Source organism: Lancefieldella parvula DNF00906, from assembly GCF_000758945.1.
In the GTDB taxonomy this organism is placed as follows: Bacteria; Actinomycetota; Coriobacteriia; order Coriobacteriales; family Atopobiaceae; genus Lancefieldella; species Lancefieldella parvula_C.
The window spans coordinates 1-24,362 of record NZ_JRND01000033.1 but is presented as its reverse complement, the minus strand read 5'-3'; the positions used below and the strand labels follow the sequence as shown (position 1 = coordinate 24,362).

At 47.5% G+C, this 24,362-nt stretch carries 21 protein-coding genes; 3 read left to right on the top strand and 18 right to left on the bottom strand.

Annotated elements, in window-relative coordinates; translation table 11 throughout:
• Positions 1 to 9: 9 nt before the first annotated feature.
• The 11 genes from rnc to HMPREF1647_RS06170 all read right to left on the bottom strand — a co-directional run bounded on the left by rnc (position 10) and on the right by HMPREF1647_RS06170 (position 9,137).
• Positions 10 to 741: a ribonuclease III gene (rnc, locus tag HMPREF1647_RS06220; RefSeq protein ID WP_035427733.1), complete on the bottom strand. Its 732-nt coding sequence runs from the start codon at positions 739 to 741 to the stop codon at positions 10 to 12.
• A gap of 13 nt (positions 742 to 754) precedes the next feature.
• On the bottom strand, positions 755 to 991 hold the full coding sequence (locus tag HMPREF1647_RS06215) for a phosphopantetheine-binding protein (protein WP_035427734.1): 237 nt from the start codon (positions 989 to 991) through the stop codon (positions 755 to 757).
• Positions 992 to 1,158: 167 nt separating this feature from the next.
• Complete coding sequence (gene plsX / locus HMPREF1647_RS06210) at positions 1,159 to 2,142, bottom strand: phosphate acyltransferase PlsX (RefSeq protein ID WP_035433118.1); 984 nt, start codon at positions 2,140 to 2,142, stop codon at positions 1,159 to 1,161.
• A gap of 76 nt (positions 2,143 to 2,218) precedes the next feature.
• On the bottom strand, positions 2,219 to 2,398 hold the full coding sequence (gene rpmF, locus HMPREF1647_RS06205) for a 50S ribosomal protein L32 (protein WP_012808941.1): 180 nt from the start codon (positions 2,396 to 2,398) through the stop codon (positions 2,219 to 2,221).
• A gap of 147 nt (positions 2,399 to 2,545) precedes the next feature.
• A complete protein-coding gene (locus HMPREF1647_RS06200) occupies positions 2,546 to 3,115 on the bottom strand; it encodes a YceD family protein (RefSeq protein WP_035427736.1) in 570 nt (189 codons plus the stop codon).
• A 5-nt stretch (positions 3,116 to 3,120) separates the two neighbouring features.
• Positions 3,121 to 3,618 carry an SPFH domain-containing protein gene (locus HMPREF1647_RS06195; protein WP_012808943.1) on the bottom strand — a complete coding sequence of 166 codons (498 nt, stop codon included), beginning with the start codon at positions 3,616 to 3,618 and terminating at the stop codon, positions 3,121 to 3,123.
• 126 nt (positions 3,619 to 3,744) lie between these two features.
• On the bottom strand, positions 3,745 to 4,254 hold the full coding sequence (gene coaD, locus HMPREF1647_RS06190; RefSeq protein WP_035427737.1) for a pantetheine-phosphate adenylyltransferase: 510 nt from the start codon (positions 4,252 to 4,254) through the stop codon (positions 3,745 to 3,747).
• 8 nt (positions 4,255 to 4,262) lie between these two features.
• On the bottom strand, positions 4,263 to 4,841 hold the full coding sequence (rsmD, locus tag HMPREF1647_RS06185; RefSeq protein ID WP_035433116.1) for a 16S rRNA (guanine(966)-N(2))-methyltransferase RsmD: 579 nt from the start codon (positions 4,839 to 4,841) through the stop codon (positions 4,263 to 4,265).
• A 50-nt stretch (positions 4,842 to 4,891) separates the two neighbouring features.
• Positions 4,892 to 7,084, bottom strand: coding sequence for an ATP-dependent DNA helicase RecG (gene recG / locus HMPREF1647_RS06180; protein ID WP_035433114.1), 2,193 nt, complete (start codon positions 7,082 to 7,084; stop codon positions 4,892 to 4,894).
• 3 nt (positions 7,085 to 7,087) lie between these two features.
• Positions 7,088 to 8,752 (bottom strand): DAK2 domain-containing protein, encoded by a 1,665-nt coding sequence (locus tag HMPREF1647_RS06175; protein ID WP_035433111.1) that lies wholly within the window; start codon positions 8,750 to 8,752, stop codon positions 7,088 to 7,090.
• A gap of 37 nt (positions 8,753 to 8,789) precedes the next feature.
• Positions 8,790 to 9,137 carry an Asp23/Gls24 family envelope stress response protein gene (locus HMPREF1647_RS06170; RefSeq protein WP_035427743.1) on the bottom strand — a complete coding sequence of 116 codons (348 nt, stop codon included), beginning with the start codon at positions 9,135 to 9,137 and terminating at the stop codon, positions 8,790 to 8,792.
• Between the two features lie 294 nt (positions 9,138 to 9,431).
• Here HMPREF1647_RS06170 and rpmB point away from each other — a divergent pair, with 294 nt between their 5' ends.
• Positions 9,432 to 9,620: a 50S ribosomal protein L28 gene (rpmB, locus tag HMPREF1647_RS06165; protein WP_012808949.1), complete on the top strand. Its 189-nt coding sequence runs from the start codon at positions 9,432 to 9,434 to the stop codon at positions 9,618 to 9,620.
• Between the two features lie 163 nt (positions 9,621 to 9,783).
• Here rpmB and HMPREF1647_RS06160 read toward each other — a convergent pair whose 3' ends face one another.
• Entirely contained in the window at positions 9,784 to 11,148 is a 1,365-nt protein-coding gene (locus tag HMPREF1647_RS06160; RefSeq protein WP_035433109.1) for a thiamine diphosphokinase, read from the bottom strand.
• A 99-nt stretch (positions 11,149 to 11,247) separates the two neighbouring features.
• Between HMPREF1647_RS06160 and HMPREF1647_RS06155 the strand changes: the two genes are divergently transcribed.
• The gene (locus tag HMPREF1647_RS06155; protein ID WP_035427745.1) at positions 11,248 to 11,433 is read left to right on the top strand and encodes an FmdB family zinc ribbon protein; all 186 of its coding nucleotides are present in this window, start codon (positions 11,248 to 11,250) and stop codon (positions 11,431 to 11,433) included.
• A gap of 77 nt (positions 11,434 to 11,510) precedes the next feature.
• Here the strand turns inward: HMPREF1647_RS06155 and HMPREF1647_RS06150 are convergent, their stop codons facing one another.
• From HMPREF1647_RS06150 to HMPREF1647_RS06125, 6 genes are read right to left on the bottom strand one after another with little or no spacing between them, the layout of a single operon-like run.
• The gene (locus tag HMPREF1647_RS06150; RefSeq protein WP_035433107.1) at positions 11,511 to 12,902 is read right to left on the bottom strand and encodes an RsmB/NOP family class I SAM-dependent RNA methyltransferase; all 1,392 of its coding nucleotides are present in this window, start codon (positions 12,900 to 12,902) and stop codon (positions 11,511 to 11,513) included.
• Positions 12,902 to 13,825 (bottom strand): methionyl-tRNA formyltransferase, encoded by a 924-nt coding sequence (fmt, locus tag HMPREF1647_RS06145; RefSeq protein WP_035433105.1) that lies wholly within the window; start codon positions 13,823 to 13,825, stop codon positions 12,902 to 12,904. The genes HMPREF1647_RS06150 and fmt overlap by 1 nt, the downstream gene beginning before the upstream one ends.
• Positions 13,826 to 13,833: 8 nt before the next feature.
• Positions 13,834 to 14,376, bottom strand: coding sequence for a peptide deformylase (gene def / locus HMPREF1647_RS06140; protein ID WP_035433103.1), 543 nt, complete (start codon positions 14,374 to 14,376; stop codon positions 13,834 to 13,836).
• A gap of 8 nt (positions 14,377 to 14,384) precedes the next feature.
• Positions 14,385 to 16,697 (bottom strand): replication restart helicase PriA, encoded by a 2,313-nt coding sequence (gene priA, locus HMPREF1647_RS06135; protein WP_035433101.1) that lies wholly within the window; start codon positions 16,695 to 16,697, stop codon positions 14,385 to 14,387.
• Positions 16,698 to 16,709: 12 nt separating this feature from the next.
• Entirely contained in the window at positions 16,710 to 20,228 is a 3,519-nt protein-coding gene (locus HMPREF1647_RS06130) for a UvrD-helicase domain-containing protein (RefSeq protein ID WP_035433099.1), read from the bottom strand.
• Positions 20,229 to 20,234: 6 nt separating this feature from the next.
• Positions 20,235 to 23,378 (bottom strand): PD-(D/E)XK nuclease family protein, encoded by a 3,144-nt coding sequence (locus HMPREF1647_RS06125; protein WP_035433097.1) that lies wholly within the window; start codon positions 23,376 to 23,378, stop codon positions 20,235 to 20,237.
• A gap of 105 nt (positions 23,379 to 23,483) precedes the next feature.
• On the opposite strand from HMPREF1647_RS06125, the gene HMPREF1647_RS06120 reads away from it, so the two are divergent.
• The gene (locus HMPREF1647_RS06120) at positions 23,484 to 24,323 is read left to right on the top strand and encodes a YaaA family protein (RefSeq protein ID WP_052039172.1); all 840 of its coding nucleotides are present in this window, start codon (positions 23,484 to 23,486) and stop codon (positions 24,321 to 24,323) included.
• Positions 24,324 to 24,362 lie beyond the last annotated feature (39 nt).

The following is a 24,362-nucleotide window of genomic DNA, read 5'->3' as shown; positions in this document are numbered from 1 at the left end:
GGTACCTTTCTACCTTAGGTGCATTTCTGCATCAGCATCAAGCGGAGCGTCATCCACACCAAGACGTACCAGTGCGTCTTGAGCGGCTTCTGACTCTGCGGCTTTCTTTGATGGTCCCTGTCCACGACCCACCTTAAGGCCGTCGACAAATACCACAGCGGTAAACGTTGGTGTGTGAGCAGGTCCACTCTCGCCAATAAGCTTATATTCAGGAGTAGCCTTGCCTTTAGCCTGTACCGCTTCTTGCAAACGAGATTTAGGGCTTACCGAACGAACTGCCAGCGCTGGAGAAATGTGAGGTCCAAGCGTACGAATAACAAAATCGTGCGTTGGATCAAAACCCGCATCAAGGTAGAGCGCGCCAACAATGGACTCGTAGACGTTCTCCAGAGCAGACTTCATGCCACGCTTTCCCGTGCCCTTCTCGGAAATTCCCATAACAATTAAGGGAGAAATTCCTAGAGCATCAGAGACAATGGAGAGCGTGTGGCCGGATACCAGAGAGATTTTCAACCTAGTAAGCTGGCCTTCATCCATATCTGGATAACGCTCAAACAGCTCCGTTGCAATAATGGCACCAAGAATTGAGTCACCCAGAAACTCCAGGCGCTCATACGAAGCAGAAACAGGCTTGCCCTCCACCGCCGAAGGGTGTGTGAGGGCAGCCTCGATAAGTTCTTTATTAGTAAATGTGTGACCGCAAATAGCTTCTGCAGCAGCTACTCGTTCGTGTAATTTCACGTATAAAACCTACTTATGCAGCAAGAATAGCATCTACTGCGTCACCAACGGTAGCAATCTCATCGATGTTTTCTGCATCAAAGGTCATATCAAACTCTTGCTCAAGGTCTGTGACAAGCTGCAAAAGATCAAATGAGTCTGCACCAAGATCTTTAAATGAGGTTCCCTCTGTGAGCTCAACAGAATCGTCAAGGTCCAGTGTCTCTCTAACAACGTCAATTACCTTTTCAAGTGTTTCTGTGCGATCCATACATCCTCCTTGCACACAACAATGACGCTATTAATTTTACCCCGTGATGGGCGTCTGTATGATGACATTACTAAAGCTGAAACAAACAATCTTAAAAAAGTAAAGCCCACAGAATTGTCCATGGGCTCCACCATAGTTATAAAAATTTTTATGTACAGACGCTTTTACTACAGCTGAATTGAAGAAGAGATTTTCTCAATAAGGTTTGCACGTACCGCATTTGCTGCAGAGAGTGTTCCTGCGCACACAGCAGAAGAGCTGGAAGCACCATGTCCTTTAAGTACAGGTGCAGAAACACCTAGCAAGAAGGCGCCGCCAACAGAATCTCCTGAAAGTTCCGCTGCTGTAGCCTTCAGAGCATCCTTCAAAAGAAGTGCACCAAACGCAGCCTTCTTGGAGGAATTAATTGCGTCTTTTAGGCTAGACATAATAAATTTGCCTGTGCTCTCAATGGATTTTAAGGCCACATTTCCTGTGAAGCCGTCTGTCACAATAACATCAAAGCGGCTTCCTAAAATATCAGTTCCCTCAGCATTTCCACCAAAATTAATAGCCGCTTCTGCAAGAGCTGCGTGATATGAAAGAGCAAGTTCAGAACCCTTGGTCTCTTCAGAACCATTGCAGAGAAGTCCTATGGTTGGGTTTTCAATTCCAAGCGATGCATTGGCAAAAGCCTTGCCCATTTGCGCAAATTGCACCAAAACTTCTGGACGCACATCAGCGTTAGCACCAGTATCCAAAAAGACTGTTTTATGACCACCAAGTCCAGGAAGAATCAGGGTAAGTGCAGGGCGCTTCACGCCTTTAATGCGACCAATACCAAAGGTAGCTGCAGTGAGCACTGCTCCTGTAGAGCCTGCCGAAAAAAGACCGTCAGCCTCTCCTGCCTTGACTGCCTGTGCAGCCCTTACAATACTGGCGTCTTTCTTCTGTCTAACCGCATTAGCGGGATGCTCGCTCATGGCAATAACTTCAGTGGTTACCAAAGCCTTTGCGCGCTCATGCTTGCTTGCAAAAGGAGTAACAAACTCATCAGCTCCGGCGAGAAGAACCTCTAGCTCTTTGTCCTTCTCAAGAGCCATACGAACTCCCTCAAGAACAACCTCAGGACTTTGGTCAGATCCCATAACGTCTACACAAATAACGGGCATGATAACTCCTTAGTGCTATAAAAAAGAAGGCTGGCCCCTAAAGAACCAGCCTTCTTGGCCATACGATGTATGAGTGTTACTCAGTAACAACAACCTCACGGTCCTTGTAGAAGCCACAGTTAGGGCATACGTGGTGAGGAAGCTTTGGAGCGCCGCACTGTGGGCATACAGAGCGAGCTGCTGCGTTAAGCTTGCTGTTTGCCGAACGACGGGTGTGGGTTGCGCCGCGGCCCTTCTTTTGTTTAGGTACTGCCATCTTAAACCTCTTTTGCTCTTGCTAGCGCCCCTAAAACATATGAGGGCGCGACCCATTCACATAATGCGTTGGATACTATACCACGTACTGACACATTTTGTATATAGATACAGCATTTCTTCACCATTTAGGAGAAGAAATTTTATTTTACTCTTCCGAATCCGGCTCAATCACAAGATTTTTGAGAGCCGCAAACGGGTTTGAAGCAAGCTTTTCTTCTTCTCGCTTCTGCTCAATCTGAGCTGCATGACCGCAATCCTCTTCATTCAGATTGCAACCGCATACTGGGCAAAGTCCCTTGCAGTCGGACTTGCACAGTACAACATAAGGCGTCTCCATAACAAGCGAAGGCAAAAGAGCCTCTGCAAGATCGATGGTTTTATCGGCATTTACTAAAACGTAATCTGCCTCATCTTCATCATCTGCAGAAATTACAGGCTCTTCAAAGAGATAATACTCATCTACCTCTGCGTTTAAAGAGAGATGTGCGTCCTCAAGACAACGGTCACACGTACCAACTGCGTCAGCACGAAGCATTCCGGTAACCAAAATGCCCTCACCCGCGTTGGTAAGCACTAGATCAAAATCAATTCCCATAGGAAGAGAAAATTCATGCTCCCCTAGCTCATACGAGTCTTCATTAAGATGACCCGCATAAGACACGGTATCGCCTGCATTTGCAAGACGATCATCTAGTGCATAAAGAACTGGTTGCATTGGAATTACCAGGCAACGTTATTGCTGGTGTTACGAGGACCAGAGTTCTCATCAAGTGTCTGACGAACACGAGAGACTGAATTTGTCAGGCTCTTGAGGTTCTCCTCAAGGTGAGCAAGAACGGTATCTGCATACTCCTCAGCGTTGTAGCGAGTATCGCGCTCATACTGCTCTGCCTGGTCACGAATGCCATCTGCCTGCTGCTGAGCAAGGCGGACAACCTCCTGGTCACCAGCAAGAATCATAGCCTGCTGCTGTGCGTCAGCAATGATGGATTCTGCCTGAGCACGTGCGCGCTCAAGGGTCTCATCCTCTTCCTTGATGATGCGACGAGCAGTTGCAAACTCTTCTGGGAAGACACGACGGATCTCGTCAAGCAGCTCGTAGAAGTCCTGGGCATCAATAATCTTCTTGTTACCGCCATCCATAAAAGGTGACTTAGCCTCAGTTACCATCTGCTCAATCTCAGATACAAGGCTCTCAATTTCCTCGCCTGGCTGCATCCAGGGCTCCTTTCAATCCTATACACAAGCCGTGTTATATGCAGTTTTAGCCCTTATGAGCACGACGCATAAAACACCTTTTTAAGAATGTTAGCAGAATATAATGAAAATGCAGGGCAAATATACTTAATTACCGCAATTATGCAGAGCATCAAGCTTTTTAATGACGTTCTTTGGTACCAAAAATGATACATCTGCGCCCATAGCTGAAATTTCTCTCACAATTGAGGAAGAAATATAGCCGTACTCTGGACTGGACATAACAAAGACGCTCTCCAGCTCAGGAGCCATATGAGCGTTAAGGTCTGCCTGTTGCAGCTCATACTCAAAGTCTGTCATAGCCCTCAGGCCTTTAACAACACCACCTGCGCCGCGAGCATTGCAGAAATCAACGAGAAGACCTTCCATGGGCTCTACGGAAACGTCTACAAGTCCTTCATCTACCAGAGCGTCTTTGAGCATCTGTACACGCTCTTCAAGAGAAAACGTAGTTCCCGTGCCGTGTTTGCGCTTTGAAGCCGCAACAGCTACCGTAACATTTTCAAAAAGGCGAGAAGCTCGTTTGATTACATCAAGATGTCCGTTTGTGACGGGATCAAAAGTACCTGGTACGACTACGTGAGTGATGCTGTTCAACGTATCTCCTATCCCTCACAACGAACAAGTAAATCAACTTGAGCAATACCATAACGCTTACTCTTAGAAAGCTCAAAATTATCAAGAGAAAGTGAATCAGATTTATGGCTATGCTCATAGACTACTACAGCGTCTTTTGTCAGACTTCCCGCCTGAGTCAAGTCTTTGAGCAGCTTGGATACTACCTCTGCCTCAACGGCATAAGGAGGGTCCAAAAATACCACGTCAAAAGGACCTCCAAACAGCTGGGATGACTCAGCTAAGCGAGCTGTATCACCACAGATAACACTCATCTCAGAGGTGCTTACGCCAAGAGATTTAGCCGTACGCTTAATGCGATCGCACGTCTTTCTATCTTTATCAACAAACGTGGCGTACAGCGCTCCTCTAGAAAGAAGCTCAAAACCCATAGCGCCTGAACCTGCAAAAGCGTCAAGCACTCTGGACTCACTGAGGTCAAGACCGCGAGAAGCCAAGATGGAGCTTGCAATAGCCTCACGCGTACGATCAGTGGTTGGTCGCGTAGTCCCCTTGCCATCAGGGGCCTCAATTGCACGACCTTTCCATTTTCCGCCAACAATCCTCATGGGTTTCTCGCCACCAAACCTATCTTGTACTGCAGTTTACCTGCAGGTTATTACTTATAGCCAAGCTCTTCAAAGTAGATGCCAAAGCGATCTTTTGCCTCAATTCCCAGCGTAGCATAGGCGTCGCTGGTAAGATTTGGGTCTTGAGCAGTAATTGCCAGGGCATCTATATGAGCCGCCTCAATCAGATCCGCATCCGCGTAAAGATCAGAAATCTTGAGCGTGGTACCGCCCGACTGACGGTATCCCAGGGTTTCTCCCTCGTGCCTGAGCTCAAGGTCAAGCTCTGCCAAGCGTGCGCCGTCGGACGTTTGCTCAAGAGCAGCAAGACGTTTTCTTGCGGTAGAACCTCGTTTGGCGTTGCTAGCAAGATACACAGTTCCTGGAAAATCGCCTCGACCAACACGGCCTCTGAGCTGGTGAAGTGTAGCCAGACCAAAACGATCAGCGTTAAAGACAATCATGACCGTAGCGTTAGGAACGTCAACGCCAACCTCAATAACGGTTGTAGAGACCAGAATCTGTGTCTTATTTGCGCGGAACTTTTCCATTACCTGATCTTTTTGTGTCTCAGGCAGTCTGCCGGTCAAAAGATCACAGGTAAAGTCCTTGAAAACGGTCTTTGAGAGCTCCTCAAATACGCGAGTTGCACTGTAGAGTTTACCGTTTGTACGAGCGGCCTCAGGAACATCTTCAAGCTCATCTTCAGAATCGCTTGGGTCAATTAAAGGGCAGACCAAATACGCCTGATGACCCGCTTGAACAGCTTCGGCGACAGCAGCATATGCTTGGTCAAGGTTTTCTGGCACACACAACTTGGTGGTAACGCCAGCTCCTGCCTTTGGTCTTTTGGTAATGCGAGACGTATCAACATCTCCGTACAAAGAAAGCGCCAGCGTACGCGGAATAGGCGTTGCGCTCATGGCGAGAAGATCTACGCCCTGCCCCTTTTTGCGCAACGCTGTTCTTTGATCAACGCCAAAACGATGCTGCTCGTCAACAACGGCAAGGGTAAGCTGCTTAAATACTACACGGTCAGAAAGAAGCGCCGTAGTGCCAAAGACAACGGACAAAGAGCCGTCGGCTAGGCAGAGTTCAATCTGTTGCCTCTCTTCTTCTGAGGTAGAGCCCGTAATAAGAGCCCACGTAATTCCCGCAAGCGAAAGCAAAGGCCCAATCTTTTGAGCGTACTGCTGAGCAAGAACCGAGGTAGGAGCCATCACGGCAGCCTGAGTTGAAGAATCTGCGGCTGCAGCCAAGGCAACGGCAGCAACGGCTGTTTTACCAGTACCAACATCACCCAAAAGCAAGCGATTCATAATACGTGGTGCTGCCATATCAGAAAGAATCTCTTGAGCAGCATGGTTTTGCTCGTCAGTTAGGGCAAAAGGCAAAGCCTCTATCAAAGCCTTAACTTTAGGTCCATCTATAACGTGCTCAAAAGGCTTATGGCCTGCAAGCTCCAAGTTTCTCCTGGCCAGAAGGGCAAGCTGTAAGCTAAGAAGCTCATCAAAAGCAAGACGGCGGCGCGCCTGCTCAGCTGCGTCCAAGCTTGTGGGAAAATGGACCTCACGAAGCGCCGATGAGAGTGACATAAGGCGGTGCTTGGAGACAAGCTCTGAGGGCAGCCAATCACACACGCTTCCCGTATCCGCCAAAGCCGCTGACATAATGCGACGCATCCATGCAGGACTCACACCCTCGGTAGCTGGGTGAACAGGAAGAATTGCAGCTTTTGAAGGCGTCTCTTTGGAGCGTGCTTCATCGTTTGAGTCAGACTTTGCCGTACTAAGCACCTCGTAAAACGGTGATTTCATCTGGCGGTAACCGTAGGCAAAGAGAACCTTACCGCTTAGCGCCACTTCATCGTCAACGTGGATTTGCTCAGCTATCCAAGGCTGCCTAAAAAACGAAGCTGTGAGCACGCCCGTATCATCCACAACCTCAATCTCAATAATGACCATTTTAGGACGTGGACGCTTAGTCTTAACCGAAGCAACGCGGCCCGTAATGGTAGCGTCCTCACCTATCTGCGCAAAAGCAATCTGCACGCGGTGAGAAAAATCGAGGTAGCGGTGAGGAACATTGAGCAAAAGGTCTCGTACACGCAGAATGCCGAGACGCTCAAGCGCCTCGGCACGATTTGCATTGACATACCTTAACCTGGTCACGCTATCAACAAGCGAGCAGGTATGTGCTACTCGCTCTGATGCGGGAGCGATGCTTACCTTGGACTCAGACATGTCCTACTCAATAGAGAAGATAACTGGATAGAGTGGCTGCTCGCCGCGCTGAGCATCAACCTCAAGGTCTGGATAGGTGTCCTCAATCTTGCTGGCGAGAAGATCGAGCTGCTCGTCAGAGAAGTCTTCACCTGCAAGAATGGTGAGGTTGTCGCCCTCTTCCTCCTCTTGCATCTTAGCGATAAGGTCAAGCGTGACCTTCATGACATCAGAGCCGACAACATCAATGGAGCCGCCCTGGATACCCATGACATCACCATCGTGGATAGGAGTGCCGTCAGCTGCAGAAGAATCGCGGACTGCAGTGGTTACCTCACCGTAGCGAACGCCAGAGATAGCGTCAGTCATCTCTTCTACAAGCTCTTCAAATGGAACGCCATCTGCAACAACAAACATTGCAGCAAATGCCTGAAGAACAGACTTGGTTGGAATAACGGCAACCTTAACATCCTCACATGCGCTTGCAGCAGCCTCTGCTGCCATACGAATGTTGGAGTTGTTTGGCATAACAATGACCTGGTCTGCATTGGCCTCTTCAATTGCAGCAAGAATATCTGCAGTTGAAGGGTTCATAGTCTGACCACCAGAAACAACAACGTCCACGCCAAGAGACTTCAAGATTGATGCAGCGCCAGAACCAGCGGTTACGGCAACAAAGCCAAGCTCCTTTTTAGGTGCAGCTGCAGCCTTCTTATCTTCAGCGATCTTCTCGGTACGCTCCTTAGCCTCAAGGTCCATGTTGTGAATGAAGACCTCAAAAATCTGGCCGTACTGAAGCATGTACTCAAGAACCTTGTTAGGAGTATTTGAATGAACGTGAATCTTATAGTCTGGGTTTGCACCAACAAGAAGCTCACAATCACCCATAGTTGCCAGGAAGTTCAGAGCTGCATCCTCGTCAAAGTCAGGACTATCTGCCTTAAAGAGGAACTCATTGCAGTAGCGATACTCAGAACCCTCCCAGTCATCGTTGAGCTCAATCTCAACCTTAGCGCTGGTAGCAGCCTTAGCGTCAGAAACAGAAACGGTTGTCTGGAAATCAGTAGTCTCAGTCTTGCCAGTAACAGCATTTACAAAGCCCTCAAGGAAGGTTGCAAAACCAAACGCACCGGAGTCAACAACGCCATTCTCTTTAAGAACGGGAAGAAGCTCGGGAGTACGAGCAACGGACTCATATGCCTCAACAACCAGGGCATCCAAAACCTCAACTGGAGTGAGCTGAGACTTCTCAAGGGAGTCTGCCTTAGCAGAAACATCTTTAAGGACGGTAAGAATAGTGCCTTCAACAGGCTTTCTAACAGCCTTAAACGCAACCTCTTTACCGCGGCGGAATGCGTGAGCAATATCCTTTGGAGTTACTGCCTCAGGATTTTTAACGTCACACAGACCCTCGGCAATACCACGAAGAATCTGAGACGTAATAACGCCAGAGTTACCACGAGCTCCCATCAAAGAACCGTGAGTGATTGCCTTTGCAATATCCTGCATGCTTGCATCTTGAGGAAGATCTTGAACCTCACGAACAACGGTGCCCAAGGTAAGGGACATGTTAGTGCCAGTGTCTCCATCTGGTACAGGGAAAACGTTGAGCTTGTTGATCTCTTCTGCTTTGTCTGCAACGGCAAGGGCGGCTACAGGGAAGCATGTACGAATGACATTTGAAATCACGTTAGACCTCAGTTCCTACTCATTTGAAGCAAAAAGCTTAGCGAGAATTACGCATGGCCTCGATATGTACAGTTACATCAACACATGAAAGCTCTGCAATTTGCTTAAGCAAAAACTTTACTGAGCTCTCAAGATTGTCGACAACAGACGCCATGTTAACGCCCTGCTCAACAACAATGTGAAGGTCAACCTGAACTCCCTTAGGAGTTGGGGTCACATCAATACCCTTACGAAGTCGGTACGTTGGAAGAAGACGAGCAACACCTGCTGCCTCATCAATCTCTGCCATGCCAACAACGCCATAACATTCCATAGCTGCATAGCCCGCCAGGTCAGCAAGGCAATCATTAGAAACTCTTAGTGTTCCGGGAACAGCGGTAGTCATTACATAACTCCTCTCGCAAGAACCAGGGTTAGTCATTGTTATTTAGTATACCGCAGAGCACATTTATTATTAAAGCGGCTTATATATACAAGTTGATAACCTTGCAATTGACAAATCTTTTTCTTGTTATTTAATCTTGGTGTAATAAATGAAAAACATTCAAAAGCTGTCTAAAAGCTATCTAATTGTGAATGTTATATTCATGCTTTGACAACACAATATATTGTGCTATATTTATTCGGCTATTTGGAAATTTTAGGCGCAGAAGGCGCCTATCCTATGGAGGTCTTACTCATGTCGAAGGTCTGTGATTTCTGCGGTAAGCACGCCGTTGCCGGTCGCTCCATCTCCCACTCTCACCGTACTGTGGCCCGCACCTTTAAGCCAAACATCCAGCGTGTTACTGTCGTTGTCGATGGCCAGCGCAAGAAGATGAATGTTTGCTCCCGTTGCCTCAAGTCCGGTAAGATTGCTCGCAACTAAGCAGCTTAGCTCGTCTTACCTCAAACTTAAAAAGGTCGCTTCGGCGACCTTTTTTCTTAGTTCGATTATCTGACAGCAACATCTAATACTTCTTGCTGGACTTACAGCCGCTCGTTGGGGCTTTGTAACTCAAACGCAGCCCCAACGCGACTCGATGAACGTTTTAGTTCCAAAGCTGCACCAAAAGACAGCCCTTCTCGCACCTTACCCAGGAATTGTCTGATTCAACTATGTTTGAAATACCGTCGTCTCCCAGCAAGGTGAACTTCTGGTGATCAAGATTCCACTTCATGCCGGCCTCAGAAACCTCGCACTCCTCTGACAAAGCTACAAGAGAAATCTTTTTACCTACATTGATAGTGTTCAGCTGCCAAGAATCCACCTGGCCAGCAACTAAAAAGCGCATCTCAAAGTCATTCTCAATAACTCGAACGCTTGCCTTGCCCGTCTTTGCCCACGTGGCGAGAAGACCAAGCACTACAAGCTGGTGATCAAGGTGGCCGCCAGATGTGGAGACAACCGTCAGAGAGAGCTTGCTATCTCTACGAATTGCCTCATATTCAGCTGATTTCAATGCTAGCGCCAGGTCGGTATCGTACTTGTCCGCATTAAACTTCATGCAAGGTACCTGCTGCTCTTTGAGCCAAGCCAGAGTTTCTGGTGTAGCGGAGTCAAAGTCTCCAAGCGCAAGTTGTGGAATCACGCCGGCAGCGTGACAGACATCTGCGCCATGGTCAACCGCTATCAGGTAGTCAGCGCTTTGGGCGCAGGTAGACAGCGTCGTGTGCGAAACCGCCTCTGGGGATCCGCCCACAACAAGGACCTCAAGGGGTTTCTCGCCAGAAGGCGCTGCGGTCAGAGGGCGCTCGTAGTCCTGAAGGCGCAGAAGCGACAGCTCGCCGTAGGTGTGGGCAAAGATGTTAGAGTGCTCGCGCATAAAGACGGGGTCGCGGCCATCGTGGTCGTTGTAGAGTACAGCCACAGGAAAGCCTGCATTTTGTGCTGTCTGTGCGCCAAACGGAGCATCCTCGAAGACCCAGGTAGTTGCCTTATCAGTGCCAAGACGGCGAAGAGCCTCAAGGTAAACATCTGGCTCAACCTTGTCCACTCCCCCCACATCTTCCGTTGAGACCACTGTTTTAAAGAGGTGCTCAATACCTTGAGCTGCCAGAGCTGCACGAACTTCTCGCACGGGAGTTGACGAAGCAACGGCCATAGGAATGCCTGCGTCGTGGAGTTCCTGTAAGAACTCCTTTGCACCGGGAATGATTGAAACATGATGTCGGTACTGATCAGTTACGTACGCGCAGAACTCTTCATATAAAGCTTCCGCTGTAATAGGCAAATCCAGCTCATCAACGCAAATCTGACATCCACCAATGAGGGAAACAGCCTCTACGCGGTCAAAAATATCCGAATCAATAGTCTTGCCGTATTTAGGAAGAACAGCGCCAAAAACGTTGTGCCAAACGTGCATTGAATCAACAAGAGTTCCATCGCAATCAAAAATTGCACCGGTCACCTGCATAATACCTCCGTAAACAAACTTATTAGTTGCAATCGTGAAATATCTACTCTAAGTAGGGTAAAGTATCTCACGTTTATAAATTGTTTTCATGGAGGATGCATGGCACGTTATAGCTATCATTGCACACACTGCGACAATACCTTTGAAATTGAGCGCCCAATGAGCCTGAAGATTGAAGCTCCTCAGTGCCCAAAATGCGGACACGAGACTGAGCGCGTTTACAACACCTCAACCATTGTCTTTAAGGGTAGCGGCTTCTATAACACCGATAGCAAAGGAAAGTAATTCAACGCTTTTTGGCTCTCTAGACCGCTCATAAACCGTATTTGTGAAGCTCTTGTTGTGATACACAGCAAGAGCTTTTATTTGCGCTTAAGGACCGCCATAAAGTGAGCATCACAATCAGCAGACGCAAAAGCTGTCTGCAAAAATCCCTCTGGTGTAATGCACGTATCGAGAAACTCTTGTGCATCTGTCGTTAAGCATGCGCGCGCGGGGCACTCAAAAAGATTTTGCACCTCAAAGTGAGAACCCTCTGAACTTGCAAGAAAATCGTCAATAACCTGCTGATTCTCTGAATTTGAGAGCGAGCACGTTGCATAGACTAAATAGCCACCAATCTCTACACGGCTGCTGCAGCTCTGCAAGAGTTTGGTCTGTAAAGCAGTAAGCTCTCCTCCGTCATACAGACTTTCTGGTGACAAATTCCACGCAATCTCTGGATGACGACGAAGGGTGCCCAAACCAGAACAGGGAGCGTCAATAAACACCACGTCAAAGCTCTGATTAAGCTCCTCTGGAACCTCTGGTGACATAAACTGTGTAGCGTCAAACGTGAGTGATGTAACCTGATCTGAAAGGCCAGCAGTTTTCAATCTTCTTTTTGAAACGTGGGACTTTCCTTTTACAAGCTCCACGGCAGTAATCGGAACATCCTTTTTACCAAGTACCTCAAAAGCATGAGAGAGCAGTAAGGACTTAGTTCCTCTGCCCTGTCCAACCTCAAGAAGAGTATGGTGAGCATAGGAAGCGGTAAGAAGTGCCACAAGCTGAGAAGCTAAATCTGCAGGAACAAGCTGAACTCTCTTTACATATGCGTCAACGTTAAGTTGAGCAGGATTTTTTACCTCATACACATCTGGCAGAACTGTTTGCTGTAGCTCTAAAGAGCTGCTCTGCAATTGCTGCTCTGATACGTTTCTTTGTAAGACATACACAGGAGCGGGGTTCTTTAAATTAAGAATGAGCTTTTGAGCGGCAGACTCTCCCAGCGACTCAATAATCTCCAAACAAATCCACTCAGGAATGCCTGACGCCCACGAAAGCTCTGAAGGAGATTTGGGATTCTTTGTACGCGTAAGCTGAGCTTCTTTTTCAGAAATTTTTCTAAGCACAGCATTTGCAAGACCAGAAGAACGCTTTGAGACAGACTTTACCAGCTCAACACCTTGGCTAATGGCGGCGTCACGTCTAGTCTCTAAATATAAAACCTCAAATACAGCAATACGGAGAGCGTCCTGTACCTTTGGCTCTAGATGAATACCTGACTTAAGATGATTCTTTAAAGCTTCATCAAGCTTACCTTTGGTAAGCGTTGCTCCCAGAGCAAGACGAGTAGCAAAAGCTTTGTCTTGTACAGAGAGTTCCAAGAAATCTTTTGACTCTCGTAAGTAATCACGAATACGTAAATTATTGCGTCTACACTCAAAGAATGCCTGATAGGCTACTCTTCGAGCAGGAGTTAAGGTGGCCATTATTGAAGCATCTGCCAGGTCATCTGGGACTTCTGAAGTCCTGCGGCAAATGATTTTGCATCCATAGAGCGCTTGCCATCTGGACGCACCTCAAGAAGCTCAAGGATGCCTTCTGAGCAACCAAGGAACAACCTATGATCTTGAAGAGCGACCTGACCTTGAGCAACAGAGGCTTCACTTGGTGCTACCTGAGCGGACAAAGCGCGAAGAGACCTTCCTCCAACAGATACGCGAGCAGGAGCGGTATCAGACGAAGCCTGAACCCTCAACGCATTTACCTGGGCTGAATCTTCTGGAGCAAGCTTCATTTCTTGCTTGGTAACTTTAGGAGCAAACGTTACTTCTCGCTCATCTTGCGCATGCCACTCAAGAGAGCCTTCCTTGAGCTCAGAAAGAGCCTCGGAGAGAGCATCAGCACCTAGCTGTGCTAGAGCATCAGTGAGCTGCTCGGTATTTTTGGAGCCTACCTCACACGATGCTTGTTTGCACCAATCTCCTGCATCAAGTTCATGAGCAATTTTCATGATAGAAACGCCAGCAACAGCATCACCTGCAAGGATTGCGCGCTGAATTGGAGCAGCTCCTCGCCAGCGAGGTAGCAGTGATGCGTGAACGTTCAGAGCACCGTAAGGCGCAAGAGAGACTACCTCATCTGGCAAAATGCAGCCAAAAGCAACCACGCAGAGCGCTTCTGGTTGTGCTTCACGCATAGCAGAAATTACTTCTGGAGTCATGCGATTTGCCTCAAGAACGGGCAGACCAAGCTTTTGTGCGCATTCTTTTACGGGAGATGGCTCAAGCGTTTTACCACGACCACGAACGGCATCTGGCCTTGTAATAACCAGAGCTACCTGGTGATCATGGGCAAGTTTTTTGAGCGACGGAACAGCAAAGTCTGGAGTTCCCATAAAGACTACGCGCATGTCAACTCCTAATAGTCTGTTTGACCAGGACGAGCGCCAGAAGCCAGCGCCTCTTTGTACTCCTGCAGCGTCTCCATACGAGCACCTGGTCCCAGGTGATCAGGCATGGTTACGCCGTTGATGTGGTCAATCTCATGTTGCAGGCAGACGGCGAGAAGATCTCCTTCTGCTTCATAGCGCATAAGATCACCATCGAGGTTATATGCGTGAACGACAACATGGCTTGGGCGCGTAACCGGAACAGTAATGCCTGGGAACGAAAGACAGCCCTCCTCGTACACACGAGGCTCACCATCTGCAACTTTAATCTCTGGATTAATGAGCACAAAAGGGTTCTCTTGGCCGTTAGGATAGTCAACATCGATGACTACCATGCGCTTCATGTAACCAACCTGAGGGCCCGCAAGACCAACGCCGTCGGTGGCATACATAACCTTGAGCATATGCTCGGCCATCTTACGGACATCGTCGTTAATATCGTCAATTTCTTCACACTTTTGACTTAGACGAGGGTCTGGCCAAAGTACCATATCATCAGCTTCAGAACTCATAACTATCCTTACATCATGTCATAAGCGTCAACATCTAATGTCATGTTGATACCCACTCTTTTATCAAGCGAAGCAGCACACTCAGAAAGAATTTCTCCCACCTGAGCGTCCACGGGAGATTTTACTAAAATATGTCTGCGATACTTATCTTTTACCTTAGCTTTTACACAATCAGCAGGACCCAAAATTTCCCATCCAGATTGTAAATCTAACTTTGCGTGAAGCGCCTCTGCCATCTGATCTGCTACGCGGCGAACTTCTTTTTCTGAAGCGCCCCAGAAAAGCACGTTAGACAAGCGCGAGAAGGGCGGATAAGCTCCTTCTCTTCTTTCTTTAAGCTCAGCGTCAAGAAACGGACGTCTGTCATGGGTCACAACAGAAGCAATAGCAGGATGTGTTGACCAGTATGACTGAATGATGACCTTACCTGGCTTTTCTCCCCTGCCTGCACGACCAGCAACCTGCTCCAGCAAATCAAAGGTTCTCTCAGCTGCTCTAAAATCTGGCAGCTTAAGCATGGTATCGGCGTTGATAACACCAACCAAGGTGACATCAGGAAAATCCAGACCCTTTGCGATCATCTGCGTACCAATGAGCACCGCTCCAGGGGTTGCATCAAAAAGCTCAAGAAGACGCTGATGTTCGCCCTTTTTGGCCGTAGTATCGGCATCCATACGAATAATTGGCGCATCGCTGCCCAGCAAAAGTTTGAGCTCGTCTTCTACACGCTGCGTCCCCACGCCATATGCACCCATATAACGGCTGCCGCAGTTTGGACATTTGCTGGAAGGGTTAGGATACGCATGCTGAGACCACTGCCTGCCACAACTATGACAGACCAGAGAATGCGTGCGCTCATGGTACGTGAGAGACGTCGAGCAATGCGGACACTCGGGCACACAGCCACACTCACGACACATCAAAAAGTTTGCGAATCCACGCCGATTGAGGAGCAGAACGCTTTTCTCGCCACGCTCTGTTGTCTCCTGTAGCGCAAGAGCAAGAGCTGCCGAAAAGACCGATCTGCCTCCATTTTTAAACTGGGAAGCCATATCAACTACCTGGACCTGCGGGAGCACCGCCACACCAGGCCTTTCGGTCATGGCAACACGTGTCCAGTTAGTGCCACGCCAGCTTCCTTGAGCTGTTCGGTATAAGCTCTCAAGCGAAGGTGTTGCAGAACCAAGCACCAGCGCAGCACCGCGGAGACGCGCCATCTGAGCAGCAACCTCTCTTGCGTGATAGCGTGGGAGCGAATCTTGCTTGTATGAAGCCTCGTGTTCCTCGTCAATAATGTACAGTCCAGGGTTTTGGATGGGCGCAAACAGGGCAGATCGAGCACCTACTACCACGCGAGCCCTACCCTGCCTAATCAAATCCCACTGGTCAAAACGCTCACCGAATGAAAGCTTTGAGTGGAGAACGGCCACCTGCTCACCAAAACGTGAGCGGAATCGGCCAACTGTTTGCGCAGTAAGAGAAATTTCTGGCACAAGTACTACAGCACCCTTGCCCGCCGCTAAAGTCTTCTCAATAGCAGAGAGATATACCTCGGTTTTACCTGAGCCCGTTACGCCATCAATCAGCACAACATCGCCCTGAGCAGCAGCTTGTGCAGTCTTAATTGCTGCAAGAGCAGACTCTTGCCCTTCAGTAAGTTGCTGAGGACGAGGTGCTACACCACTTGAAAGCGTGGTTCCCAGACCCTCCTGGCTTCCACGAAATTGTCGCTGTGTGCGCACCTCAACGACACCCTTTTTCTGCAGTGCAGTTACTGCGCTGCGAGCTCCTGGGATTGTGGCCGAGAGCTCGGATAACCTCATGGCGCCCTGCGCCAGAGCCTCAAGCACCGATCGCTGCTTGCTTGCATTTGCCGCAGGCGTAAAGTCAGCCGCATTTTCTGTCAGTTCAACCCATCGCTCATCAACAGGACCGGACTTCTCACAAACAAGCTGCCAAGGAGATTCTGAGTCTTTCCTGGTGACTTTAACCTTTTGGCCAGGCGCTAAAAATGGATGCAAAGCGTCTGCGTAACTACAGGCGTATTCTTTGCTCATCCATTCTGCTACTTGCGCAGATTGCTCATCAAATGCTGAATCTGCTAGAACTTGTGTTATTGGAAGGACGCGAGAAACATCTAAACCTAAAGACACACGGTCTGAGACACCCACAATGTAGCCAACAACCTGCCTGTGAGAAAACGGCACCAAGACTGTTGTTCCTACAACCGCAGTTTCTTCCAAAGATTCTGGAATGGCGTAATCAAACGTGCCAGAAAGAGCACGAGTTGGTATGTCTAAAACAACATGTGCAAAAGGCACGTTCTTGCCTCCTTAAAGCCGTGGTTGATGGTTTACATCAAACGTGTAACGAGCAACGTGTGGCTGACCAGCTTCTTCAACCTCAACACAAACAAATGCGCACTCAACCTTAGTAAATCCGTGCTGCATCAAGACGTAGGCATAGAAGTTTGCCTGCATCTGATGATGCTCATAAATCTGAGTTGCACTAAGGCCCTTATCGCCTGTTTTATAGTCAACTACCAGCGCATCTTTGCTTCCCTTATTATAAGCGAGAAGATCGATGGCTCCTTCTACATAGTTCCCATATTCAGAATCAACCTGCAGCGTAAAGGGAGACTCCGCAATAACCACATCATGAGCTAATGCTTCTTGTCTAATTGCAGAGTTGCTCCACAGCTCAAGTGCTTGTTTGACTCGTGATACCGCGCGCTGAGGAACGCTATTCTTAAGGCATTGTCTTTCGATAGTTTGTTCATCAACCTTAGACTGAGTCTCAACCATAATCTGAGCAAGCTCATGGAAGGCTGAGCCGAGGCTTGTTGGATCTACTCCATCGTCAGCTAATGTGTCAGGCAAAACAACGGAAGTCTCAGTTGTTGGTTGAAGGTTATCCTCCTCTTGTTCCTGGCGTTCTACCTGAGACTGGTCTTCAAGTTTCTGGTTATTCTGGGCCGTAAAGTTCTCTGCCATTTGTTGGTGAGCTGATGAGTAACTAAAGAAACCTTCTCGCTGGTCATAAGTAGTTTCTGAAGTAACACTTAGTCTTACCTTCTCATAGAGGTCAAACGTTTCAACAGCCTGAGAGTTTTCCTCTTCACTTGGCTTGCAATCAGAAGGTTCGGACTTGTCGCCAAAAGGTTCAACCAACTCTAAACCTTCAACCTGAATTGGCTCATCCTTCTTGCCAGAACCCTGAACCACACGCATACAACCAGCAAAATCTCCGCCATATTCAAACGAATGCTCACCAGCAGAAAGTGGCGGCTCTTCAAACAAGGCATTTGTAATTTTGCGTGTATAACGAGGACTAATTCCCTCTTTAGTAAGGTCGATGGTTGAAGTAAGAATGACTGCTTCGCGAGCGCGTGTTAAAGCAACATACAAACGGCGATTCTGCTCCTGCTCTTCAAACTCATTCTCTTGAGTTTCCAGGAACATTCTCCACTCAAGAAGGTTCTTACACTCATCAAGGCTTGTGGGAACCTCATGACAGCCATCATACAACTCATGAAGTTTTTTAGAACTGCTTGAGAACGCAATCTGATACGAATCGTCTTTTCTAACATGCAAAAATGGTTCACTGCCAGCGCCTGCCTTAGGGCCAGATACAGCTCCTACAACAGCAACAACAGGAAATTCCAACCCCTTAGAAGCATGAATGGTCATAAAAGTTACGGCGTTTTGAGTGCTGCAGTGAAGCACTTTTGGCGACTCTTTAGCCGTGTTACACCATTGACTAAACGCTTTTGCGACTGAAGCTACGCCAATGCTCAGCTCCTTTTGCAAGCTATCAATTTGTTCAAGAGCGGCAAAGATATTTGCAATCTTTGACTGTCCCTCATTTCCCACCTTTTGAAGGCGAGAAATCCATCCAGCATCAAGAACTACCTTTTTAATAACGTCTGAAACTCTCTTGTTTGAAAGAGAGCTACGAGCGTTACTTAACACCTCTAAAGCATTTTTGAGCTTTGGACTTACCTCAAAAGGTGGATTAAATGCGTCATTTACCACTGACTCTGCAATATCTCTATTGGTGATCCTCTGACCATTTTCTCCAAAATTAGTGCCCAAGAGAAGCAGGTCAGACGCATCAAGACTAAAAATCTCACTCGAGAGTACAGGGAACAGCCCCTCGTATGAATCGTACATATTTGCGAGTGCCTGTAAAAGACTACCAATCAGCTGAACCTCAGGCTGCTCACCAAACGTTGATGCTCCAGAAACCACGCTTGCAATTCCAAAGGTACGAAGTGCCTCAATATAGGGCTGTGCCTTTTTAACTGATTTCATCAAAATTGCAACATCTTTTGCTTGGATCTTCTCATCCTGCATAAGCGTGTTGATTCTGTCTGCAAGCTGATACGCAACAAGCTGGCTTCTTGTGACATCATCGCCCGGCTTAGAATTTCCTGACTTTTCAAATTTTGTGACTTCAAAATATACGCGAGGCGAATGAGCAATGAACGGAGTTGCAGGTTCTTCTCGCCCAGCAGACAAATCCATAAAGTTAGGTATCATGCCGTCAGCGCTGCAAACCTTTGCAACAAATCGCAAAATTTCGTTGTGACTGCGGAAATTATCTACAAGACGAGGTTGTAAATCTTCTGAAACCTCTGCTTGACGTCTAAAGAACACATCAACATCAGCACCGCGGAATCGATAGATTGACTGCTGCGCATCACCAACTGTGGTGAGATATTGAGCATCTTTACCTGATAGACTCTTAATCATCTGCACCTGTTGCTGGTCCGTATCTTGGAACTCGTCAACCATTACAAGCTTGAATTTATCCGTGTAAACAGCTGCAATCTCTGGATGCTCTTCGAACACCTTTGCCGTTAGATGCAAAAGGTCATCGTTATCAAGGCCGCCAACAGCAAGTTTCTTCTGTTTAAAGAGCTTGTAGACCTGCTCAGTAACATCTTTCAGACACTGACCCTCAGACGTGTCCTGAATAAGTCCAAATAAAGCGCTACAAATTTTAAGCCGGTACACAGCTTCATCTTTTACAATTTTTATTTCTTTTGAGGAACGAACGGCCTTGACGGCTTTTCCCAAAGCCTCCCAAAACGCCTGGTCAAAATCAGTGAGCGAGAGAACCAAGTGTTGCTGCAATTTACTTGAAAGATCAGATTGAACACTTTGTAGTTGCTCTGCTTCATCTGGTTTTGTGGCAGCAATTGCACCCTTTAGTGCTTCAAGTGCAGCGTCTAGGTCTTCAAGCTCTCTTCTTAGAACTTCCAGGTCAGAGCTATCCCCTACAAACGAAATAGCATCCATTCCTACAGGAGATGACTGAGCGTACGAAATCAGCGTTTCAATACGAGACTTCAGTACATCTCTGTTCCCTGCATAGGTTGAGAGAAACTCAGCATAGCTTTCATCTTGAGAAAGCTCTCTGAGTACTTCTTCAATAGATATATTGACCAGCTGATTTCTGGTCATATCGTTAATAATTTCAAACTCAGGATCAAGACCCAAATCAAGTGCATGAATCTTTAAAATTCTGCTGCACATACCGTGGATAGTACTAATCCACGCATCATCAACCTGCAACGCAGCGCCATGAAGACCTTCTTTTTCTAGAGCTTCTCTAACGCGCTCTTTAATTTCTGTAGCTGCGGCATTGGTAAACGTAATAATCAATGCCTGGTCAAGGCTATTCAGATACGGCTTTCCGTCGGCTCCCGAACCTTCTTTTAAAGCCCACACAATTCTCTGTGTAAGCGTAAAAGTTTTTCCTGAACCTGCACCTGCTGCAACAAAAAGAGGCTTATCAAGAGTCTTGATGGTCTTCTCTTGACCAGGCGTATAACGTGTGTCAGCCATAGTAGCTTACCTCCTCTTGTCGCACAGTTTTACTGGACAATACTTACATGCATCCTTATCGCAAGGATTGGCTCGAACATCTCCAGAAAGCATGGCTTGAACCTTCTGAGCAATCAAACTCTCCCAAGCGTCCAAGTAGTCTGCAAACTCCGCTGAGTTTTGAGACACAACCATAACCGCCTGGTCCCTGAGCTTTTTATCTTCCGGATTCATGTTCCAAATATGCTCTGTTGCCGCTTCTGTTGCCATGCCTGCAAGAGCAAATGAAGGCTTATCTTTTTGCTCTTTGGTGCCCAGATAAATTGCAGCAACTGGCTCAAGCTTATACTTGGTGAGCTGTTTTCTCATAATCTGAGCATATATTGCAGACTGTACATGCCTTGGCAGAATCTCTTTTGAAAGCTCACTATCCAGACTTAACTTTGCTGAATAAGCCTTCAGATCTTTTGTGGCCTTGTGTTTATAGTCAATAATAAGTGCCTGACCATGAGCGTTTACATCTACGCGGTCAATCGAGCCTGTAAATTGAGCTCCTGCATACTCAACAACATTTTCTTCTCTACCAAAACGAAGCTCAAAGAACCTAGGCTGATAGCCAATAAAGTGCGAAGCTTCAAACTCGAGAAGAGTCTTAAGATTTTCTCGAATATTCTCAACCTGTTTTCTTTCTTGAATGCTATGCGGAATAAGCTCATTTGAAGATGCTCGGTTAATGTTGTTGAATTGCTCATCCCACACCTGAACAAAACAGCTGTCTAACACCTGTTTTGCATGATCCAGGTTATCAGAGGTAATCCTAGAGCCAGGAATATCTTGTAAAAGCGCAGATTCAACCACTGAATCAACATCAGCCACATCACAACCAAGTGCTTCAGCTAAAAGTGTTGCATGTGTTAGCTCCAAAACACGATGGATAAAGGTACCTATCTGCATTGGAGCAAAGTCAGTGTCTACCTGAGAAATCTTGATGCGACGTTGCGTAAACCATTTGTAGGGACATTCAAGATACGTCTCAATCTGAGAAGCGGAAAGAAGCGGCAATCCTTCTCGCGAGACCTCTATAAGACCTTGTAATTCCTGCTCAAGGATCTCCCGAGTCAAATGACGTGGGAGTACCACAATATTTTTGAGTTTAGGGTCAATTTCACCAGATTCGATTGTTGGGAGTTCTGCAACACGTTCTGGGTCAGTAGCTTGAGGCAACAGGTTTACCAGTACCTCTTCTTCTCCGCGTGCAACCCCTGTCTTCTTTGCATAGTCTTTGGGATAGCATGCTTTAACCTCACTGAGAACTACTGCATTAAAGACATCTTTTTGCTCAACTTTCTCAAACGCAACACTGGTAGAAGCAGTTGTAAGCGCCGTATAAAAATCTCTTTGATATCGTGCAAACTCTGATACCTTAGGCATTTGGCTTGCATGGCGAACAAACTCTTGAAGCGCACCGTCTGATGCTTTGACGCCAAAATTCAACGTATCCATACCCTGGAAAATAACGGCATCAAAAGAATGTGGCTCAAAAGAATGAGCTTGGCTTACAGGAGCGATTAGCACCTGAATATCAGACTCAACACCATTAGAAACAGGCATCATGACCGTCTGGTCTTTGCAGAGCTCAATAAACGATTTGAGTGTCTGAGGAGTGAGCTTTAACCCCGCCTCATGCAGCTCCTGCGCAGAAGAAACAATCTTGTTCATTACCTTAAGCGACTCTTGGTTTTGAAGAGACTGAAGCGTCAACTCTTTAGATTGAACAACCTCTTCCTGCTCATCAGGCGTTTCTGTAGCTAGGTATTCAATAATTCGCTGAGCAGCAGAGCCAATTCTGCCAAGCTCAAGGCTCTTGATAGTCTCTGCACACAAACGCGAGCTCATAGCCGCCTTAGAAAGCGTCTCAAGCACTCTAGTGGCATACAGCGTTCTATTACCGCGCCAGCTCTTATCCAGCATCCACGCGCGCTCAACGCTTATGCCTGAAATAGGCGAAATCAGATAGTCCGTAAGAGTACGTGGAGGCCACCACGACATATCTCCCATCTGATGGTCAGATGCCTGGTAGTCAATGTTTTTCTCGAGCTCTGCGCGTTCACTCAGCGTGACATATGCGTCAATCAAGCTAGCAAACGCACGTCCTGCAAGAGAGTCTTGAATACGCACTGAACGCCTATAGTGAGCAGCAATTCCCTTAGCTGCAAGCTTTTGCGAAAGCGCGTCCCAGACCCTTTGCGAATCCGAGGTGTACACCGCAAAGCTCTTGCATCCGGACTCTGCGCACTGAGAGATGTACCTGCTGATAGACTCTGCCTCGGCATGCTGGCCCAGCGGCGACAAAAACGTTACCGCACCGCTCGGCGTAACCTCATTGCCCTCCTTGGCCCTGAACACCCTGGCGAGAAGATCGGTGAGCTCCTGGCTTTTTGCGGCTGGCGCCAACTCCACATCCACACGACAATCGCATCCCGGGCCGCCAACCAACTCAAGCTGCTGCTCTGCTGCATAACCTGCAGGTCCTTCGGGCACGTAGAGAGAAAACGTCACGTCGCGCTTCTGCGACAGCCTGCGCACAAACTTAAGACGCGCCTCTGAAAGATCTTCAACTCGCGAGAAAATCAGTGCAGGTCCTTGCTCTGGGGTGGACTGCAATAGGTAATCCAGACACTGACACACCTCAACGTAAGACTTTTCTTCAAGCAGTATCTTGTAGCGCTCTAACACCTTACAAGCACTCATCTGGCCAGCAGAAAGTTGGCCAGAGACCACAATCTGATCAAGCTCTGAAAGATACTCTGGAGAAAGCTTAGAAAGAAGCTCCACCGTACCCTTGCTAGTAGTTAAAGTGCCTAGCTCATCAGCAGACATTCCATCCAAAATCTGCTGGAAAAATACCTTGCGAAGCGTATTTGAAAGCAGGCGATCAGAGCTTCCATACAGCTTCCATTGACCGCGCATCCACTCATCAAAAGTTGAAACATTCACGCCAACCGAGAGTTCTTGGATGGCACCAAGCTGTCTCTTAACTAACAACACAGTATCGGAAGAAGGCACTATAAGCTGAGCAGACCCCCACCTCTCAAGTGAAGCCCTTAGCTGCTCTTGAATAGAGTTTGATAAGAAAGCACCTGTTTGTTGTTTGTACAGAAGCAAGCCCATACGTCACCTCTCCAATTTTCTTACTTCTTAAGTTACCACGCACACCGGACATAAATTAGAATCAAACTAAACAACAACTAAAAATCCCGTATCAAAAGGATTTTCATGATTATTTTGCTTCCACCATCGTCAGGAAAAACCGCCCCCACCTCGGGGCCCTCTCTTGATCTCTCATCACTTTTGTTTGGCTCCGAGCTTACCAGCTGTCGAGAAGAACTCATCAAGGACTTACACCAGGTTTGTTCTCACGCAAACGCAGCTCAGGTGCTTAAAATTGGTCCTAATACCGTCGGTGACATTGCCGACAACCTGGACGTCTATGAAGCTCCAACTACAACTGCGCTCAATCTCTATACTGGCGTACTATTTGAGGCTGCAAAATTCAACCAGACACTTGAAAACGTCACGGTAGAAAACACGCAGAAAAAGGTCACATTACCAGCAGATATCCTCAACTCAGAAATCATGATTTTCTCTGGTCTCTGGGGCGTTGTGAGACCACACGATCTTCTCCCCAACTATAGACTTTCTGCCTCAATCAAGCTGCCCACTGTTGGTACCGTTGCAACTTACTGGAAAAAGCAGCTTAATCCCCTGTTAAACGCTACTCTACAAAATCAGATAGTTGTGGATTGTCGCTCGGGTGAATACAGAAAGATGTGGACTCCATCGGCAAAGCATCCTTGTGAGCTGCTGCAAGTTGTCGTACAGCGAGAAGATCCTGGTACGGGAAAGCGCAGTGTTGTATCGCATAACGCAAAACATATGCGTGGTGTACTTGCAGGCGCCCTCTTTGAGCAACGCGTAAACGGAAAACTTTCTAAAGAAGTTAGCGTGTCTCAAATTGTAGAAATTGCGAGCAATCTACCAGGCGTCATTGATGTTGACGTAAGCACAGCAAATGCTTCTGGAGAATCAGCGCTTACGCTAGTAACTGGTTGCTAGTCAAAACTAATAGGCAAAACCTTCAAAATAGACCTACAT

Excerpts from the sequence above, each read along its gene's own strand:
- HMPREF1647_RS06130 (WP_035433099.1), bottom strand. The coding sequence starts at position 20,228 with ATGGCTGACACACGTTATACGCCTGGTCAAGAGAAGACCATCAAGACT.
- HMPREF1647_RS06125 (WP_035433097.1), bottom strand. The coding sequence starts at position 23,378 with ATGGGCTTGCTTCTGTACAAACAACAAACAGGTGCTTTCTTATCAAAC.
- HMPREF1647_RS06160 (WP_035433109.1), bottom strand. The coding sequence starts at position 11,148 with ATGCAGGTGACCGGTGCAATTTTTGATTGCGATGGAACTCTTGTTGAT.
- recG (WP_035433114.1), bottom strand. The coding sequence starts at position 7,084 with ATGTCTGAGTCCAAGGTAAGCATCGCTCCCGCATCAGAGCGAGTAGCA.
- rpmB (WP_012808949.1), top strand. The coding sequence starts at position 9,432 with ATGTCGAAGGTCTGTGATTTCTGCGGTAAGCACGCCGTTGCCGGTCGC.
- HMPREF1647_RS06155 (WP_035427745.1), top strand. The coding sequence starts at position 11,248 with ATGGCACGTTATAGCTATCATTGCACACACTGCGACAATACCTTTGAA.
- HMPREF1647_RS06120 (WP_052039172.1), top strand. The coding sequence starts at position 23,484 with ATGATTATTTTGCTTCCACCATCGTCAGGAAAAACCGCCCCCACCTCG.
- HMPREF1647_RS06200 (WP_035427736.1), bottom strand. The coding sequence starts at position 3,115 with ATGCAACCAGTTCTTTATGCACTAGATGATCGTCTTGCAAATGCAGGC.
- rsmD (WP_035433116.1), bottom strand. The coding sequence starts at position 4,841 with ATGAGGATTGTTGGCGGAAAATGGAAAGGTCGTGCAATTGAGGCCCCT.
- HMPREF1647_RS06195 (WP_012808943.1), bottom strand. The coding sequence starts at position 3,618 with ATGCAGCCAGGCGAGGAAATTGAGAGCCTTGTATCTGAGATTGAGCAG.
- def (WP_035433103.1), bottom strand. The coding sequence starts at position 14,376 with ATGAGTTCTGAAGCTGATGATATGGTACTTTGGCCAGACCCTCGTCTA.
- fmt (WP_035433105.1), bottom strand. The coding sequence starts at position 13,825 with ATGCGCGTAGTCTTTATGGGAACTCCAGACTTTGCTGTTCCGTCGCTC.
- HMPREF1647_RS06170 (WP_035427743.1), bottom strand. The coding sequence starts at position 9,137 with ATGACTACCGCTGTTCCCGGAACACTAAGAGTTTCTAATGATTGCCTT.
- plsX (WP_035433118.1), bottom strand. The coding sequence starts at position 2,142 with ATGCCCGTTATTTGTGTAGACGTTATGGGATCTGACCAAAGTCCTGAG.
- HMPREF1647_RS06215 (WP_035427734.1), bottom strand. The coding sequence starts at position 991 with ATGGATCGCACAGAAACACTTGAAAAGGTAATTGACGTTGTTAGAGAG.
- rpmF (WP_012808941.1), bottom strand. The coding sequence starts at position 2,398 with ATGGCAGTACCTAAACAAAAGAAGGGCCGCGGCGCAACCCACACCCGT.
- HMPREF1647_RS06150 (WP_035433107.1), bottom strand. The coding sequence starts at position 12,902 with ATGGCCACCTTAACTCCTGCTCGAAGAGTAGCCTATCAGGCATTCTTT.